Source organism: Oscillatoria sp. HE19RPO, assembly GCF_024220515.1.
Classification (GTDB): Bacteria; Cyanobacteriota; Cyanobacteriia; order Cyanobacteriales; family Laspinemataceae; genus Laspinema.
This window is the reverse complement of the sequence record NZ_JAMXOT010000187.1, coordinates 1-17,560: the sequence shown is the minus strand read 5'-3', so window position 1 is coordinate 17,560 and position 17,560 is coordinate 1. Positions and strand designations below refer to the sequence as shown.

The following is a 17,560-nucleotide window of genomic DNA, read 5'->3' as shown; positions in this document are numbered from 1 at the left end:
TTGCGCCCCTACATTGACGGGGTTACTCCGTTGAGCAGCATCACGAGTCTACCCGACGATGGAGGGGTTGCTTAATTGGAATTTCCAGGATAAATTCTGCGCCGTCGGGGGGGTGGGAACTACAGCGAATTTGACCTCCATGTTTTTCGACAATAATTTGATAGCAAATGGCTAACCCTAAACCCGTACCACTCCCCACGGGTTTCGTTGTGAAAAAGGGGTCAAACAAGCGTTTTTGGGCTGCTTTGGGAATACCCGGTCCATTATCCGCAATCCGAATCGCGACGGAATTCGGACTGACTTTTGTCGTGTGGATTTGAATCGTTGGGGACCGACGAAAACTGGGTTCAGAGTTTCCCTGTAGTTCAGAGAATCCGGCCTCTGCATCTTCTTTTCGATAGCATTCTAAGGCATCGATCGCATTGGCTAATAGATTCATCAGCACTTGATTAAGCTGTCCTGGAAAACATTCGACTTGAGGGATTTCACTATAGTTTTTGATGATTTCAATGGCGCAATATCCCGGATTTCCTTTGAGGCGATGCTGCAAAATCAGCAGGGTACTCTCTATCCCTTCATGAATATCGACTTGTTTCATTTCGCTTTCATCCAGGCGCGAAAAATTCCGCAAGGAGAGGACAATGGACCGAATCCGTTCGGCACCAATTTTCATAGAAGAGAGCAGTTTAGGCAAATCGGTTAAAATAAAATCAAGTTCGATCGCCTCGATTTCTTCTTGAATATCCCCAGGAGTTTCCGGTGAATGTTCTTGATAGAGTTCGATTAAGTGGAGCAAATCTTGGATATATTCCCCGACATGGGTAATGTTACCATAGACAAAATTAACGGGATTGTTAATTTCATGAGCAATTCCGGCAATCATTTGGCCGAGACTCGACATTTTTTCCGTTTGAATCAGTTGAGTCTGGGTCTGTTTGAGTTCCTGCATCGCTTGTTTTAAGCGCTGATTTTTATCTTTGAGTTGTTGGGTGCGCGCTTGGACTCTTAGTTCTAGGGTTTGGTTGGCTTCTTCTAATTGGTCGTTAGCGCGTTTTAAGTCTTCGCTGGCGGCGCTTAAATTGGCATACAGCAGGGAATTTTCTAGGGAAATTGCCAGTTGGGAAGAGAGGACGGTTAAAAATTCTAGGCGTTCAGGGGTAAAGGCGCTTTTGGTACTATTATTTTCTAAGTAAAGTAAGCCAATCGGTTGTCCGCGATCGAGGATGGGAGTGCATAAAATAGATTTAGGTTGATTTTTAATAATATAGGGGTCGGTGCTAAAGGTGAGTTCATAGCGGGCATCATTTAAAACGAGGCTTTGTTTGGTGCGGATGACATAATTAATCGCAGATAACGGCAGGATTAAATTTTGGGTGAGTGGGGTATAGTCGTGGAGGATGACTTCGGCAGTTTCTACGGAAGCGGTGGCTTTTAAGCTGAGTTCACCGTTATGTTTTAAGATGAGGAAAGCGGTTTGAGCCCCGGCATTTTCCAGGAGAATAGTCATCAAGGTTTCAATCAGCTTGGTCAAAACAATTTCTGAGGCGATCGCCTGAGAGGCTTTGAGGGCGCTGGCTAAATCTAATCCCCGATTATGAACCGTGGTACTGGTGGAGGTGGAGGTACTGGTAATCTGGCTGAAATTGCCATATTCATCTAAGGGAGTCGATTGCAACATCCCCATTGGATATTTTTCTTCTAGGGCTTTGAGTTTAGCGGTTGCACCCCAACGTCCATAACTATAATGGGCTTTTTTCAAATAGGTTTGGGCGATTTCATCGCGCCCGAGGTGAGAATAAAACAGGGCAGCGCGTTCGTAGGCGATGGCTTCTTCCTGGAGATATCGATATTTTTTAGCCCCTTGAATGGCGCGGTCATAATATTCCATTGCCAGCAGGGTTTGCCCTTTCACTCGCGCTTTTTCCGCCTCTACTAAGTCATATTTATGGCGAAAATTTGTGGGGGAAAATTCGGCCCAGATTTGCATCTGTTTTTGATGTTCGGTGACTTTCCGGAGTGTGGTTTGTCTGGCCCGTTTATCGAGGCGATCGCAATCGGCCAACAGGGACAAAGAATAATAAAAATTATGTTCAGACCAATAGGGTAAACCGGATCCTTGTTTTCCGTATTTTTCGGCTGATTTTCCCGACTGGACCGCTTGGGAATAGTCTTGGAATAGATAACATAAAAATGTTTTACAAAAAGATGCCACAAACAGTAACAGCAGTTGACTTTGTTCAATCCAAATTCCTAGGGTTTCTCTTTCATTAAAGCTAGACCCCACCAATTCACAGGGTTCCGGTGCTTCTCCCTGCAAATTCAGAATCATTTGTCGCCAAACTTTAATATAAGAGATATGAAATTCGATTTGAACCTTCTGCATTTTCTCCAGATACTCTTGTTGTTTCTGGTTGACTAGCTCTAAGGACTCCCCAATAAAAAACATAAAATTGACATGATGAATGGCGCTATAGAAGCCATATTCTATATCCCCCATATCCAGACAGGTTTGAATATTATCTTCTAGGGGCTGAAGAGATAAAATGGTCGGAAATTTATATTTTTTAACAAAAACGTTATAAAGTAAAGTAATTTTATTTTTGAATTCAGGAGCATTAAATTGGTTGAGAACCCGCACAGATAATTGTCCAAATTGATGGGCAGCCTCAATTTTTAAATGAATCCCGCATAACAACATGGCATAAATCCCATACGCATAAGCGGCGAGAGGGGAATTACCCCATTCAATTGAGAGTTTAATCATCGTCAAAACAACTGCGGGGAATAAAGACGGACTGATCAGATGAGCGGCAGGGGTCATACTTACCAGGATCCTCATTGCCGCGATTTTATGCGGATCAGTCATCACGGGCAAGTTGGCTAAGGCTTCAATTTGATGACTATCTTGGGGAAGTTCTTGAAACAGGTGATTGGCATAAGCACGGATCGCTTTATCTTGATTGGGTAGGCCCACTCCAAGCAGTGTTAAAGCTTCTAATCCAGTTGTTAAAGCTAATTTTGTCTGATTTTTAGCGGTATTAATTTGAATATTTAATTCATAAAGTTTTACTCTATCTAATAAAGTTTTTGCCTGTTCAAAAGCCCCCGCATAAAGCTCATCGACTCGGGTGAAATTACCTTGCAAATATTCTGATTCTATAGCAGCAATGAACAATTTGAGCGTGAGTTCATACTCCTCCTGCCACCCGATTTCACCCAGGCGTTGTAGGGCAAAATTAAAATATCTGAGGGCTTGTTCATAAGCGGTTGCCGCTTTTGCTTTTTGACCTGTGGTGAGATTGAGTTGGGCTAAGTTGCAGAGTTCCTGCCGATCGCTGATTAATTCATACCCAAAATTGAGATGTTCGACGATATCAAATAACTTGTTTTCTAAGTCCACACCCTGGACATTTTGCAACAGCAACCGTCCAATTTTTAAATGAACTATTTTCTTTTGTTCTTCAGGAATCAGGGAATAAGCCGCTTGTTGGACGCGATCGTGAATAAATTTGTAGGAAGTTTTGACCGCTTCCCCATCAATTAAGACCGAACCCTCGACATTTTGGACAATTTCAGGACTGATTTCTGGCTCATTGATGGGGAAAATAAAGCATTCTTGGAGTGCGGGATATAATTGCTGAATGGTGTCAGATGTTGGACCTCCATTAACCCAGGTGAGGAAGTTTAAATCGAAGCGGTTGCCAATACAAGCTGCTAAGTTTAAAAGCGCTTGGGTGGGTTCGGGCAGCTTTTGAATTTGGGTGAGGGTGAGTTCGATGACATCATCGGTAATTTCTGTCCCTTGGAGGCGATTGATTTCCCACTGCCACTCGCCCTGTTCAAAATCAAAAGTTAATAAATTATCCTGGGCTAAAGACTGGAGTAATTGCAGAGAAAAGAAAGGATTTCCATCGGTTTTATTGTAAATAAATTGAGCCAGAGGTGCGATGCGATCGCCCCCCATATTCAGGGTATCGCTGAGAAGGTTTTGGATATCCTCAAGTTCCAATCCTCTCAACGGAATCGCATTCACAACAGCGCCGTTGTTTTGCATTTGATTCAGGGTGGCAATTAATCCATGAGTAGCATCCACCTCATTGGATCGATAAGTCCCCACCAAAAGTAGAGATTTGCTCTCGGCTTCAGTCATCAGAAGCTGAATTAATTTTAATGACGCGGAATCCGCCCATTGCAAATCATCTAAAAACAAACAGAGGGGATGTTTCTCTTGGGTAAAAACTTCCACAAATGCTTTAAAAGTCCGATGAAATCGCGCTTGAGATTCCGTGGGAGATAGGTCAGAAACAGCCGGTTGTTCACCGAGTACCAGTTCAATTTCCGGAATGACATCCGCAATGATTTTGCCATTGCTGCCTAATGCTTTTTGGAGGGTTTCAGTAAACTCTTCCAGGATGTCTTGGGGTTCTGTTAACCGTTGGCGAATTAATTCGCGAAAGGCACTCAGTAGGGCTCGGTAGGGAATATTTTGTTTATAGCGATCGAACTTACCGGAGATAAAATACCCGTTATGTTCTCGGATCCAAGGCTGAAGTTGTTTGACTAAAGCCGATTTACCAATGCCCGAATGTCCAGCAATTAAGAGGGTTTCCCGAGGACCTTGACTGATGCGGGTGAAGGTAGACTGGAGCATCGCAATTTCACGATCGCGTCCGTAAATTTTGCGGGGATTGGCAATTTTTCCTGTGCGATCCTGAAGGGCAATTAGAAACGGATCAATGCTGCCTTGGGTTTGCAATTGGTTCAGGCAAATTTCCAAATCCACCTTCACCCCCCAGGCACTTTGATAGCGTTCCTCCGGGGTTTTCGCGATTAATTTCATCACGATTTCCGCGAGAATCGGAGGAATCTCCGGGTTGAGACAATCCGGAGAAATCGGCTTTTTCGCAATATGTTGATGAACCCATTCTAAGGGGGTTTTCGCCATCAAGGGTAGCTGTCCCGTCAGCAGTTCATAAAAGGTAATGCCTAATGAATATAAATCCGTGCGATAGTCGATCGCCCGATTCATTCTCCCCGTTTGTTCCGGGGACATATAAGCCAGAGTCCCTTCAATCCCATCGACTGCAATTATCCCCTGAGTCTCTTTCGTCCCCGAAATCGCAATACTAAAATCGGCAATCTTGACTTCCCCAGTCTCCGGATTAATAATAATATTGTGGGGTTTAATATCTCTATGAACAATCTGGTTGTGATGGAGTTGTGCTAAAGTCGTCGCGAGTTGAATTCCAATTTGTAAAAATTCGGTAAGTTCAATGTCTTGGGTTTCTCGATAGATTTTGAGTGAATAGCCCCCAAAATCCTCTAACACTAAAGCCAGACCATTTTGATAGTTTTCTAAACTGTAAGGTTTGACAATGCCTGAAATATTCAGCGCACTGATTATTTCATATTCATGCTTAAAGCGGGCAATATCTTGAGCGGGTGGAAATTCTGCTTTCAGGATTTTAATAATAACGGGTTGTTGCGTCCGTTTACTATAGGCGCGGTAAATGACCGTTCTCAGGCCGGATTGAATTTCCTGGATTTGGGAATACCCTGGAATCAGGCTCATAAATTCAGTGATATCAATGGATAATTGAGTTTAGGGTATCATTGAATTGTCTACAACTGAGAAATTGTGTAAATTCAGTTTCCCTTAAACTCATTGCATTCAAGGGAAAACAGGAACCATTACCTCATGGGATTCAGGGATATATTGACCGATCGCCCCCATCCAGGAATCATGAAATCATGACCCGGTTCTGGATGGCGCTAAAATCACCAATCTGAATTACGCTGGAGCCGATCGCACCGCAATTCCCGTCGCCTCAGCAATCTCCCGGGCCAAGTTTTGTAAAACCTCGGGATTGAGACAGGGCAACATCTGCACCGGATAGGGTCGAGTTTCCTGGGGATGATGATTTCCCCGTCCATCTAATTGCCGGTTTACGGGTTTGGGACGGGTGGGAGTATTCAGTTGAATTTCATCCACCCCCAGCGATCGCATCCGGGAAATATATTCCCCTTTCGTCTGAGCATCCCACGGGGATAACAGCATGGTTTGAATGCCAATTTCTCCGGGATAATCTTGACAAAACTGCTCAATTCCTGCCCAAATCTCCGCTAAATTAATCCCCTCAATGGGGCGATTTATCCCTTGAAATCGGCGTTCTGATACAGCATCAAGTTTAATGGAAACCCGGTCCGCAGTCGCCAAGGCATTCCGAACTTCTGGATTCCCCAAGGTTGTGCCATTGGTGAGCACTAATGTCGGACGATGGGTGCGACTGGCGATTCCCTGCAAAATTTCCCTTAAATTTAAAGCTAATGTCGGTTCCCCACTGCCACTGAGGGTAATTACATCCACATCCCAAGGTGCAAATGCTTCCAGTTCATCGAGAATTTGTTGGGTGGGAATATAAATAGCCCGATCGCCAGTTTTCTGTTCAATTTCTCCCAGTTGGCAGTAAACACAATTAAAGGAACAGGTAGAAATACTGCCAATGGGGTCAATCCCCAGCGATCGGCCATACCGCCAAGAGGAGACGGGTCCATAGACGGATGAAAAGGTTTGAGTTGCATTCATTGTTGTTAACAAAGCACTCCAAAATTGAAGAGTGGAAAGACGATGGGGGAAGCGCCTAGTTTAGAATCGGTCTTGCTCAGTCCCCTCGAATTGCGATCGCCTCAGTTCAACGGTTAATTTTGGGCGAGGGTTTGCCATTCGAGGATGATAGAAGGTGGGATTGGCAATGAAACCGTGCGATTGTCTGCGATCGGTAAAAGGAGTACGGTTCGCTGATTCATGGGCAGTTTCAACAGCACAGATTTTAAATCGTACTGCCCCACATTTGGGGCGGGAGATTTGTCCGCAAACTCATCTTCTGCCGTGAAAATTTCCCCTGTGTCTATTTTAATCTGAAGCGGTTTGGGATGGGAAAAGTCCGCCACTCCTGGAAATCCTACTAATCTGAGATTGACTCCAGTCACGGTTGCGTCTTTAACTTGTTTAAAGAGTACCACTTGCCAAGAATATCCGGCCTGGTCTCGTAAACTATGTTGAGATTGGTACAGGAATTGACCGGGTGCTTCCTCGATTTGGCGGATTTCCGCCCAAGCGGGTTGTGCAGTTAAGTGACTTTCTCCTAAAATCAGGAGTGATACCAGGGAAAAGAGAAGCAGCAGTTTAGAAAGGATGGATTTGATGCGAGGCCACATAGATATTAGATTGTTTTGAAGGTAATGCTTCTATCGTAGTGGAGATAGGGACGCTAAATACCGAGCGGGTTTGAACTGCTGGGGGGAGATGGGGATGAGTTTGGTCTTGGCAACCCGGAAACGACTGAAGTCGTTACTACGAACGAAGACAACGACAGCAAGTCGTGACGTTGAACGAAGAAACAACACAGGACCAATGACCAATGACCAACGACCAACGACCAATGACCAACGACCAATGACCAACGACCAATGACCAACGACCAATGACCAACGACCAATGACCAATGACCAACGACCAATGACTTGCTGTTTATTTTAGATAGGATGGGGGCGGTGGGACTTGAACCCACACGGCTGTCTCCAGCCAACGGATTTTCATTCTCCCGCAACTTTCGCTGCTGCCAGAATACTGGTTTTGAGAATTGGACTCTCCCTTTACCCTCGGCTTTACGTTAGGGTAGCTCCCGTCGAGTCTCTGCACCTTCCGAAATTTCGGCTTGGCTCAGGATTGCCTTGTCTGTTGCCAGAGTTAGGTTTCCCTGAATTTGAGAGCGGTCACTTAAAGGATTTCTCCAATAAGGCTCAGTTTTCTAAGTCCGTAGCGTCTACCATTCCGCCACGCCCCCGAGCAGTTCGGCTAGGGTTTAATCTGATGCGGCTGTGTGAGCCGGTAAGATTAAGCATTTCGCCAAAGCATAGCTATTATGCACGATTTTTCTATCTAAGTCAACTGTTAATCCTAAATTTACCGGATTTTATGAATTGGCGGTGGTTTGAGGGGGAGATTGACGAGGGTGGAAATTTTTACGGCTTTAGACGTTGACAGCCTCTTGTTTCTGTGGTAATGCTCGCACAGGGCGGGTTTTGAATCCAGATGGGCAAGGAGGCATCTGCCCAGCACAATGGTTTAAAGTAGAAAATAAGCACTTGAGCTACTTAGGATCCTCATGGTTTATCAACCTGACTTTCTGAATTCCCACGATGAAGATGTCGAAGCAAATCAGTTGCTGAAATACTTACAGCATCAACCGCCAGAAGTTTTGGCGCGGGTTGCCAAGTCAGTCAGCCCGGAAATTAAGGAAATTATCTCTCAGAACGTTCAGGGACTGGTGGGTGTCCTGCCGTCGGAGAACTTTGAGGTGCAAATTACGACAAACCGAGAGAATCTGTCTGGTTTGTTGGCATCTGCCATGATGACGGGTTATTTCCTGCACAAGATGGAACAACGGATGCATTTGGAGGAACGGTTATCCCAAGTTAATCCCCTCGGGAATGACTCTGCTGGTGGCGGTTCAGGGAAACATGGATCGCGTTAGACGACGGATTCAACCTGGGGAAGTTGAGCCCGATCGCCCTTTAGTTCCGGCGATCGAGGGGAAACACCCCAGGACGCACAGCAATGGTGGCGATGGCCCCTTGGCGGTTCACTTCCAGTTCTAGTAGTCCACCGATTTGGGTGGCTTCTACCAATTCTTGCACTTCGGTGGCTGTGGCGATCGCCACCCCGTTAATTTTTTGAATCACATCCCCTTTTTGCAACTGGGCTTTTTGCGCCGGAGTGTCCGGTAACACCGCCATAATCACCACCCCAGTTTCCGTGAGAATCTTCACCCCTTCCAGGCGTTCCTCTAATTTGTCCCGGACTTGGGGAGTCAACTCCACCATTTGAATGCCCAAAAAGGGGTGAGAGACTTGACCGTTTGTAAATAATTCATTGGCAATCCGTTTAGCAGTTTCGATGGGGATGGCAAACCCTAATCCTTGAGCATCAGCGCGAATTGCCGTATTCACCCCAATTACTTCCCCGCGATCGTCGAGTAACGGTCCCCCGGAATTCCCGGGATTAATCGCGGCATCGGTTTGGATAAAGCGAACCCGCTTATCAGAAATTCCCACTTGGGAACTCGATCGCCCGGTGGCGCTGATAATCCCCACGGTGACACTGTTATCCAATCCCAGGGGACTGCCGATCGCGATCGCCCATTGTCCAGGCACCAAATTCTCCGAATTCCCTAACTTGACCTTCGGCAACCCAGTCCCTTCAATTTTCACCACCGCTAAATCCGTGAGGGAATCAATCCCCATCACTTTCCCCTCAAAGATGCGCCCATCATTTAAGGTCACTTTCACCACCTCGGTCCCTTCTACCACATGAGCATTGGTGATAATTTGACCCTCAGCGCTCAAAATAAACCCGGATCCCGTCCCGTGGTTGCCCCGTTGTCTCGGGGGTGGCATTTCGTCCCCAAAAAATTTTCTAAAAAAGGGATTGCTGGGGTCATTCTCCTCCACCGTTCTTCCGGACCGCATCGCATCAATTCGCACCACTGCTGGACCCACTTTTGCCGCAGCCGAGGCGATAAAATTGCGGTCAATGGGCTGTTCCATGAAGGCGGGATTGGTGTCAATCTCTGAGTCGGCATCGGTATTGACGGGAGGGGTAGCCTCCGGTAGCATCACCGGCATAGCTATGGGCTGTTTTCCCAGAGTGTTCTCGAACTGGATAGATCGGCTGGCGATCGTGCCGACACTCCCACCGAGGACTAACAAGTTCAAACCCACAATCAGCCGCTTTAATACTTGACGCATAGCTGGTTTCCCCATTCGATAGCGATACAACTCATCCCCAGATGGCACTTAATTGTTGAGGCTGGCAAAAGCAGCCCTTGGATTAAATCTTACCAATAAGCAGATCCCAAGATTGGGGTAGCCTATTTTCTCCCACTGTAGCCTAATTCTTGGGGTTGGAGCGAAGGTTCAGGGAGTAGATTGGGTAAAAGTTAGTTAAAGCTGACATCTTCCCCTCGGGTAATAACCAGCGGGAGTTCAAACACCCGCCGGGTGTCGCTGTCATAGGGGTTTGGCGAGTTGCGAAGAGGACCCCACCCTAGCCCTCCTAGAACGGTAGGTTTTTTACGTTCAGGGTAATTTGCCTAAGAGTAAGGGGACTTCCAGTTCCCTCCGGTGATGTCTTGGGGAGGGCTGTTTCCTTCTAAAATTTTACAGACCCCGTAAGCGTTACACCCCAAGGGTTTTCGGCCTTATTTCCTAAGTTGAAACTCAGAAAAAGAGACCACCCCGTCCCTTCGGGACACCCCTCCAAGGGAGGGGAATAAGCCCCAAAATTCCCCTCCTTTGGAGGGGGGCCCCGAAGGGGCGGGGTGGTTTCCCCTCCCCAAGACACAGGGGAGGGGACCGGAGGGAGGGAGTTGTTCAGGGATAATTTTTTAGCCGATCGCCTCTTTTAAACTCTGGCAAAACTCACCAATGGAGGTTAATCCTTCTTCCGGGGTTCCTTCGGCTAATCGTTTGACAAAGGCACTCCCGACAATGGCGGCATCTGCACCCCAGTCTTTGACTTGGCGCGCCATTTCTGGGGAGGAGATGCCAAATCCGACTCCAATGGGTTTATCGGTGATTTGGCGCATTTCGGCGAGAATGTCTTCGACGCGAGACTGGACTTGGGACCGCATCCCGGTAACGCCGGTAACGCTGACGAGGTAGATAAATCCTCTGGACTGACGGGCGATCGCCTCAATCCGGGCTTTTGGACTCGTGGGGGCGACTAATAACACGACCTCAATCCCCCGGTCATCAGCTTTTTTGAGGATGTCCTCTGACTCTTCTAAGGGCAAATCCGGGACGACTAAGCCTCGCACTCCAGCATCGGCAGCATTTTTGAGGAAAGTGTCCACACCCTGTTTGAGAATTGGGTTGTAGTAGGTGAATAAAATAATGGGCGACTGCAAAGTAGGCGTTACTGCCTTGACGGTTTCTAAGACAGCTTCCAAGCGCGTACCCCGTTGCAGTGCACGAGTTGCGGCAGCTTGAATCACGGGTCCATCCGCCAGGGGGTCTGAGTAAGGAACCCCTAATTCAATTAAATCCGCACCCTTGCTATCTAACAGTTGCAAGGCTTTAGCGGTGGTCTGCAAATCTGGATCCCCTGCGGTGATAAACGGGATCAAAGCACACTGCTGGCGATCGCGCAGGGACGCAAAGCACTGGGAAACCGATGTCATTTTATAACTTACCTAGCTTGGATAGATTAACTAGCGTATCATCTGCCCGGGCTGTTAATTTATCAAATCCTATCTCGGGGTAACTTCCGGGGGTCCAGCCGGATAACGACTGAAGTCGTTACTACAAACGAAGAAACTTCAGTCGTTCTCTTAAGTTCGTAGTAACGACTTCAGTCGTTCTCTTTCTTAAGTTCGTAGTAACGACTTCAGTCGTTCTCTTTCTTATGTTCGTAGTAACGACTTCAGTCGTTCTCTTATGTTCGTAGTAACGACTTCAGTCGTTCTCTTATGTTCGTAGTAACGACTTCAGTCGTTCTCTTCCGCCTCATTCTCCGCTTCAATCTCCGCTTGAATTTTAGCCAATTCTTCCGGCGTCAATTCTTCTAAGCGCTTTTGCAGAACGGCAGTTTTATAATCTTCCACCTGCTGATGATAGGTCATATCTCCATTCACAGCACGGAATAAATAGGTGAGTAACCATCCCACTAACCCACCGACTAATAAAACTTGGCTCCAAATTCCGGCAGTAATGCTATCAAACCCAGCACCCTGAAATCCCAGATAGGCTAAACCACCAGCCAGGAAAACACCCAAGCCAATCCCTAATGCATCAATTCTTCGCATACTTGCGTGATTTTTATCTAAATTTTATGAATAATTCGAGGACGAAGAAATCGAGAATCAACGCATCGCTAGAAGTTCTAGCGGTTGATTTCCCAATTTCTTCATTCCTGTTTTAAACGTTAATTTCTCGTCGCTTGGGTCGAAAATTCAAAAAGGGAGCGAGCACTAACATTCCCGGGAAAAAGAAAAACACCAAGAAATACAGAAAAGCCCGTTCAAAAGAACTGGCGACATACCAGCGCTTTTGTAACCAAAAGTAGAGGGCTAAGGGGACAACCAATAGGTAAATCCCGCCTAAAACCACATACAACAGTAAGGCAATAGTCATATCGTTGAGAATCGGCATGATGGCAATGATGAGGGTTTTACAATAATGAGGCGCGATCGCCTTAATGCAAGGAGTTTACCCCATTTTTGGAGAGGTTCCGCACTGGCTCAACTCGCCCACGTCCGTATTGTAACTTGCTAGGGTCTCCAGGTACTAATTCCTCCCCCTCTCCATGTGTATTTGTAGGGGCGCAATGCTTGCGCCCTCAAGGTGTCCTCGTGACTTGGCTCTGCCGAGTCACGCACATTAGGAGGCTCTGCCTCCTAATCCCTACCAGGCGGCAGAGCCGCAGAAGGCCCATGTCATGGCAGAGCCATGACACGAGAGGGCTAGTTTCTAATAACCGCCCGGTTCTTCCTCGTATTCTGGCGCTTTGGTTTTCTCCGGGATATTAATCCGAGGGGGGTTGTAGGACTTATCCTCTTCTTGAGCCCAGGCGTCGGATTCTACATCACTGTATTCATAATCCTCAGCATATTCCGGTTCTTCATAGACTGGAGCGGCGCTATAGCTGGGTTCCTCGTAAGCCTCCTGATAGCGCTCGTTGTAGTCCATATCGTAGGTATCCCGAGATGAGGCTTCGCTCCAGTTATCTTCTTCTTCTAACTCATCTTCGTAGTAAATCGGTGCAGGTTGAGCTTGGCGCAACGGTTCCACCACAGGTTGTTGCCAGGATTCATCCTCATCCCAGACTTCTTCCACTACCCGGGAGGGCGCACGCAACGGTTCTGGAGCCGGAACTCCCATCCCCGTCGGCAGTTGATTTTCCGGTCGCGCTGTAGGCATGATCAGGGCTTCTTCTTCTCTCGCCCAAGGGGGTTCCCCAATGCCTAACCGCTCTAAAAATCCTACAGTAATCTGCGAGAGTCTTTCTTCTGCCCCTTCAAACACAATCAAGCGATTGGGCCCACTGCTGACAATTTCCTCAACCGGGAGTTCGTAGGTACTAATCACTTGGTCAGGGATTTGCGGTAGTCCCAAGGAAGCAATCACCAGGGACACCAATTCACCCGTTGCCAGGTCAAACTTGAACCCTCTGGCGCGTCCCAACAGTTCGCCGGTTTCGGTAATCACTTCGCTGTTGATAACCCGGCTGTAGGCATCTACATCAATATCTTCGATGACGTCTTCATCTTCAACCAAGATCACATCGCCAATCTGTTCAATGCTCCGCAGAAACATGAATCGGGGCATTCCGGCGACTGAGAGGAGATTATCTCGCAGACCCAAGGCTACAACCTGTCGGCGGTCAATGTCTACCAACAGTTCTTTGACGACCCCCAGGCGCTTGCCGGTGTCGCGGGTGATCACTTGAGTATTTAACAAGTCGGAGCGCAGACGGATGGTATCAGATGTCATTCTTAGTTGAATCCTAATAGCGAATTCTCTTTAATATTACGGTCTATAAAATCATACAGCCGAAGTCTTTGGCTCAATTTGTAGTCCAATGACTTGGGTATAGGCTCCCCGGGCTTGGGTTACGCCAATCACCCGCTCGGCTAGTTTGAGCATGGGAGTTTTGTGACTGACGACGATAAACTGAGCCACGTCAGCTTGCTGTTTTATTATTTTAGCCAATCGTTCCACATTTGCCCCATCTAAGAACATATCCACTTCATCAAAGGCGTAAAACGGTGATGGACGATACCGTTGCAGGGAGAAGATAAAACTGAGGGCGGTGAGGGATTTTTCTCCCCCAGACATGGAGGCTAATCGTTGCACGGGTTTGCCTTTGGGGTGGGCGACGAGGGATAAACCACTGCTAAAGGGGTCTTCGGGGTCGTCGAGTTGCAGATAGCCATCGCCGTCGGAAAGTTCGGCAAAGATGATTTGAAAGTTTTCGTTGACGGCATCGAAGGCTTCTTTAAAGGCACGGAGTCGCAGGGTTGTGAAGTTTTCAATCCGCAATAGAATTTCCGTGCGTTCCCCTTCTAAGGTGGCGAGTTTTTGGCTGAGTTCCTCTAATCGGGCTTGGGTGCGATCGTACTCTTCCAAGGCCAACATATTTACGGGTTCCATTGCTTCAATCCGTTTTTGCAGCGATCGCACTTCTTTCTGCAATTCCTGCAATACCGTCGCCAAACGGTTCTCCATCGCCTCGGGAACCGGCGGTTGTGGGTCGGGTAATTCGGCTTCGCGTTGTTGCAATTCTTGTTGCATATTCACGAGTTGTTCCCGCCGTCCCTGTTGGGTTTCATGGAGTTTTTGCAGTTGCCATTCCAGTTGTTGACGGCTTAAATGCAATTCCCGCAACTTGGCTTCCGCTTGGTCCCGGGCGGTTTTTTCTTCCCCCAGTTTGGACTCAATTTCCGCCAAAGCAGTTTGAGTTTGCGCCATTTCCTGACCCAAACTCGTGAGTTGCTGCTGCAACTGTGCAATTGTCTCAGTTCCGGCAATTTCTTGTTGCCGTAATTGAGTTAACTGCTTTTGTCCATCTTGGATTTTTTCCTCTAACCGCTGAGACTGACTGCCTAAGTCCTGTTGCCGTAACTGTGCGGCACTCAGGGACTGTTCCCATTCCTGTAGCTGACTCTCCAGTTCCCGCACTTGGGACTGGATTTGTTGCCATTCGCTATTGGTTCCAGATTCTTCCATGCTGGCAAGTTCTAACCGCCAGCGTTCTAGCTGCACTTCTTGATCCGGTAAATCGGCGGCGAGGGTTTGCAGTTGGGAGGTTGCGGTTTCTAACTCTTGGGAGTTTTTGGTTAATTGTTGCTCTAACTGGGCGATCGCCCCAGTTAACCCATTAATTTCTTTCTCCAACTGTTCCGATTTAAGCTGCAATTCCCGCTGTTGCTGCTTCGCTTCCACCAATTGCGCCGATCGCTGTTTCACTGTTTCCGCAGCAGTGGCAATGGCACTGGTACAGCGTTCTAAAATCGTCTCAATTTCATGGAGGCGATTTTGCAGCGCCGTCACTTCCCCAGATTCGGTATTCCCGCCCGTCCCAAACCGCAAGCTGGACCGATGGGGTGCACTTCCCCCTGTCATGGCCCCTGTGCTTTCTAATAAATCCCCGTCCAAAGTAACAATCCGCGCTTGTCCCAAATAAGGACGGGCTAAATTGATGCTTTCAAAGACAACCGTATTGCCAAAAATATAGGCAAAAATTTGCAAATAAGGGCGATCGCATTCAATCAAATTCACCGCATAATCCACAAACCCTGGGGCATTCCGCAAGGCTTCAATGGGCGAAAATCGCGAGGGTCTAATTTTATTTAAAGGTAAAAACGTCGCCCGTCCAGCCCGTTTTTGCTTCAACAGTTCGATCGCCGCTGCCGCGACCCCATCATCCTCCACCACCAGATAACCCAAGCGCCCACCAGCAGCGGTTTCCAATGCCATTTGATAGGTCGGTTCCACCCGTCCCAGTTGCGCCACCAACCCACAGACTCCCGGCAACCCGGTTTGTAAAATCACCTTACTCGCCCCAGTTCCGCTGGCTTCTTGGTGGGCTTGATTTTGGGCTTCCAACTTGTCCAAACGCCGTTGTTTGTCCCGTTGTTCTTCCAACAGGCGTTTTTGGGTTTCCTGCTGCACTTGCAAGTCTTGTTCCAAGGCAGAAACCGTTTGCGCCAAGGATTGCACCTGTTGCACCGCTAACTGATGCCGTTGTTCGATATCCGTGCGCGCAAATTGCTGGTTCATCAAGTCCTGGCGGGAGGTTTCCAGGGACTCCTGTTGTTCGGCAATTTTCTGCTCAAGTTGTCCCCGGCGTTCGGTTAAACGGGCTTGTTCCGTGCGCTGGGGGTCGAGATTTTTTTGCAGGGTTTCGATTTGGCGGTGGAGGTTGGTTTGTTGCTGCACCCACTCCTCAGAAGCGGAGGCGATCGCACTCGCCTGTTCCCGTCTTTGGTTTAACAGGGTTTGGGTGCTATCCCGGTTTTCCTGCACCGAAACAATCACATTTTTTTCTAATTCCCGGTCCTCAGCCAATTTTTGCAAGGCTTGCTGCAATGCCTTGACATCTAGCTCAGTTTGTGCTAATTGAGCGAGGGTCTGTTGGCGGTTGGCTGATTGTTCCTCTTTGCGGTTTTGCAGTTGGCGGTGTTCCGCATCTTGGGTGGCGAGGGTGGATTGCAGGGCGATCAGTTCCTCTTCCCCGAGGGCTTTGACGCGATTGTTGAGTTCTTCCAGGCGGGTGCTGGCTTGTTGGATTTCGCCGCTAATAGAGGTAATTTGGTCGCCGAGTTGGGTCACTTGGCGATCGCCCCCTTCAATTTGCTCCCGCAGTTTCCACTCTTGTTGCTTCAACTGTCGCCATTCCAACACTGCCGCCAGTTTCTCCTTTTCATGCAACTCAGCGCGCAATTTTTTATATTGTTCCGCCTTGGCGCGGTCTTTGGAGAGGCGCTCAATCTGCACTTTTAGCTCGTTTTCAACAATGCGGCAACGGTCTTCCCGTTCCTTGACTTCATCTAATTTAGTTTTAGCTTGCACGATTTTCCGGTCAAAGGCTGCCACCCCTGCCAGTTCATCAATAATTTCCCGGCGTTCCTTGCCATTCATGGAGATAATGGCGGTAACGTCCCCTTGGAGTACCACGTTATAGCCTTCGGGGTAAATCCGCAGGCGGTTAATTTGTTCGTGGAGTTGGGTGAGGGTGCAGGATTCCCCGTTCATGTAATAGGTGGAGGTGTAGGTGCCACCTTTGGTAACGCGCAACCTGCGGGTGATACTCCATTCGCGATCGGCAGTTGCGGCAAGGGTTTCGGCAGCAGAGGGTTCCGAGGCGATCGACCCATTGCCATTGTCCGAGTGGGGTTCTGGGGCGACTGTCTCCGGTTCTTCCGGTTCTAAACTCTGTTCAGGTTCCACCGGCGATTCATCATTTGTAGCGGTTGCCGGTGCATCGGGGGTATCAATTAACCCAAACGAATCCCCCAAATCAAACGTCACCGTCACACTCGCCTCAACAGTGCCGCGACTGCGGGATTGATTGTGGTTAACTAAATCGGGCAAACGTTCCGCCCGCATCCCTTTAGAAGTCGAGATGCCCAGACAGAAGAGAAGGGCATCAAGAATATTGGATTTCCCCGAACCGTTAGGACCTGAAACCACGGTAAACCCTGGCAAGACAGGAATGCTCGTCGTGCCGCCAAAGGATTTAAAGTTGCTCAGTTCCAGGCGCGTGATATGAACCATATCGGTTAGAGGGCTACAGAATTGCCCCTTGGGGGTGTTGACTTCTTAATCTAGTTTAGCGATTCTTCACAGATTAGCACGAATCCCCTGGGAAGGAGTAACGCGATCGCATTAAAACCGGGACCTCTATTCTGGGGGAGGGACCTCATATCGTTCTACCAGTAGAGTGCATTGTAAAAACCAGAATGGAGGTTGAAACTTAAAATAGGTTTCTTGTGAC

The 17,560-nt window shown here is 47.9% G+C and carries 10 protein-coding genes; 1 reads left to right on the top strand and 9 read right to left on the bottom strand.

Annotated elements, in window-relative coordinates:
• Positions 1 to 40 precede the first annotated feature (40 nt).
• From NG833_RS17465 to NG833_RS17455, 3 genes are all read right to left on the bottom strand, one after another.
• On the bottom strand, positions 41 to 5,572 hold the full coding sequence (locus NG833_RS17465) for an ATP-binding sensor histidine kinase (RefSeq protein WP_254566561.1): 5,532 nt from the start codon (positions 5,570 to 5,572) through the stop codon (positions 41 to 43).
• 219 nt (positions 5,573 to 5,791) lie between these two features.
• Positions 5,792 to 6,586 carry a radical SAM protein gene (locus NG833_RS17460; protein WP_254566560.1) on the bottom strand — a complete coding sequence of 265 codons (795 nt, stop codon included), beginning with the start codon at positions 6,584 to 6,586 and terminating at the stop codon, positions 5,792 to 5,794.
• 113 nt (positions 6,587 to 6,699) lie between these two features.
• The gene (locus NG833_RS17455; protein WP_254566559.1) at positions 6,700 to 7,218 is read right to left on the bottom strand and encodes a DUF3122 domain-containing protein; all 519 of its coding nucleotides are present in this window, start codon (positions 7,216 to 7,218) and stop codon (positions 6,700 to 6,702) included.
• Between the two features lie 950 nt (positions 7,219 to 8,168).
• Here NG833_RS17455 and NG833_RS17445 point away from each other — a divergent pair.
• The gene (locus NG833_RS17445; protein ID WP_254566558.1) at positions 8,169 to 8,537 is read left to right on the top strand and encodes a DUF760 domain-containing protein; all 369 of its coding nucleotides are present in this window, start codon (positions 8,169 to 8,171) and stop codon (positions 8,535 to 8,537) included.
• 40 nt (positions 8,538 to 8,577) lie between these two features.
• Here NG833_RS17445 and NG833_RS17440 read toward each other — a convergent pair whose 3' ends face one another.
• The 6 genes from NG833_RS17440 to smc all read right to left on the bottom strand — a co-directional run bounded on the left by NG833_RS17440 (position 8,578) and on the right by smc (position 17,340).
• Positions 8,578 to 9,810, bottom strand: coding sequence for an HhoA/HhoB/HtrA family serine endopeptidase (locus tag NG833_RS17440; protein WP_254566557.1), 1,233 nt, complete (start codon positions 9,808 to 9,810; stop codon positions 8,578 to 8,580).
• A gap of 638 nt (positions 9,811 to 10,448) precedes the next feature.
• Entirely contained in the window at positions 10,449 to 11,243 is a 795-nt protein-coding gene (gene trpA, locus NG833_RS17435; RefSeq protein WP_254566556.1) for a tryptophan synthase subunit alpha, read from the bottom strand.
• Between the two features lie 306 nt (positions 11,244 to 11,549).
• Positions 11,550 to 11,867, bottom strand: coding sequence for a DUF3007 family protein (locus NG833_RS17430; protein WP_254566555.1), 318 nt, complete (start codon positions 11,865 to 11,867; stop codon positions 11,550 to 11,552).
• Between the two features lie 112 nt (positions 11,868 to 11,979).
• Positions 11,980 to 12,195: an NAD(P)H-quinone oxidoreductase subunit L gene (gene ndhL / locus NG833_RS17425; RefSeq protein ID WP_305884997.1), complete on the bottom strand. Its 216-nt coding sequence runs from the start codon at positions 12,193 to 12,195 to the stop codon at positions 11,980 to 11,982.
• Between the two features lie 336 nt (positions 12,196 to 12,531).
• Positions 12,532 to 13,554 carry a PRC-barrel domain-containing protein gene (locus NG833_RS17420; protein WP_254566553.1) on the bottom strand — a complete coding sequence of 341 codons (1,023 nt, stop codon included), beginning with the start codon at positions 13,552 to 13,554 and terminating at the stop codon, positions 12,532 to 12,534.
• Positions 13,555 to 13,605: 51 nt separating this feature from the next.
• Positions 13,606 to 17,340: a chromosome segregation protein SMC gene (gene smc, locus NG833_RS17415; protein WP_254566552.1), complete on the bottom strand. Its 3,735-nt coding sequence runs from the start codon at positions 17,338 to 17,340 to the stop codon at positions 13,606 to 13,608.
• Between the last annotated feature and the right edge of the window lie 220 nt (positions 17,341 to 17,560).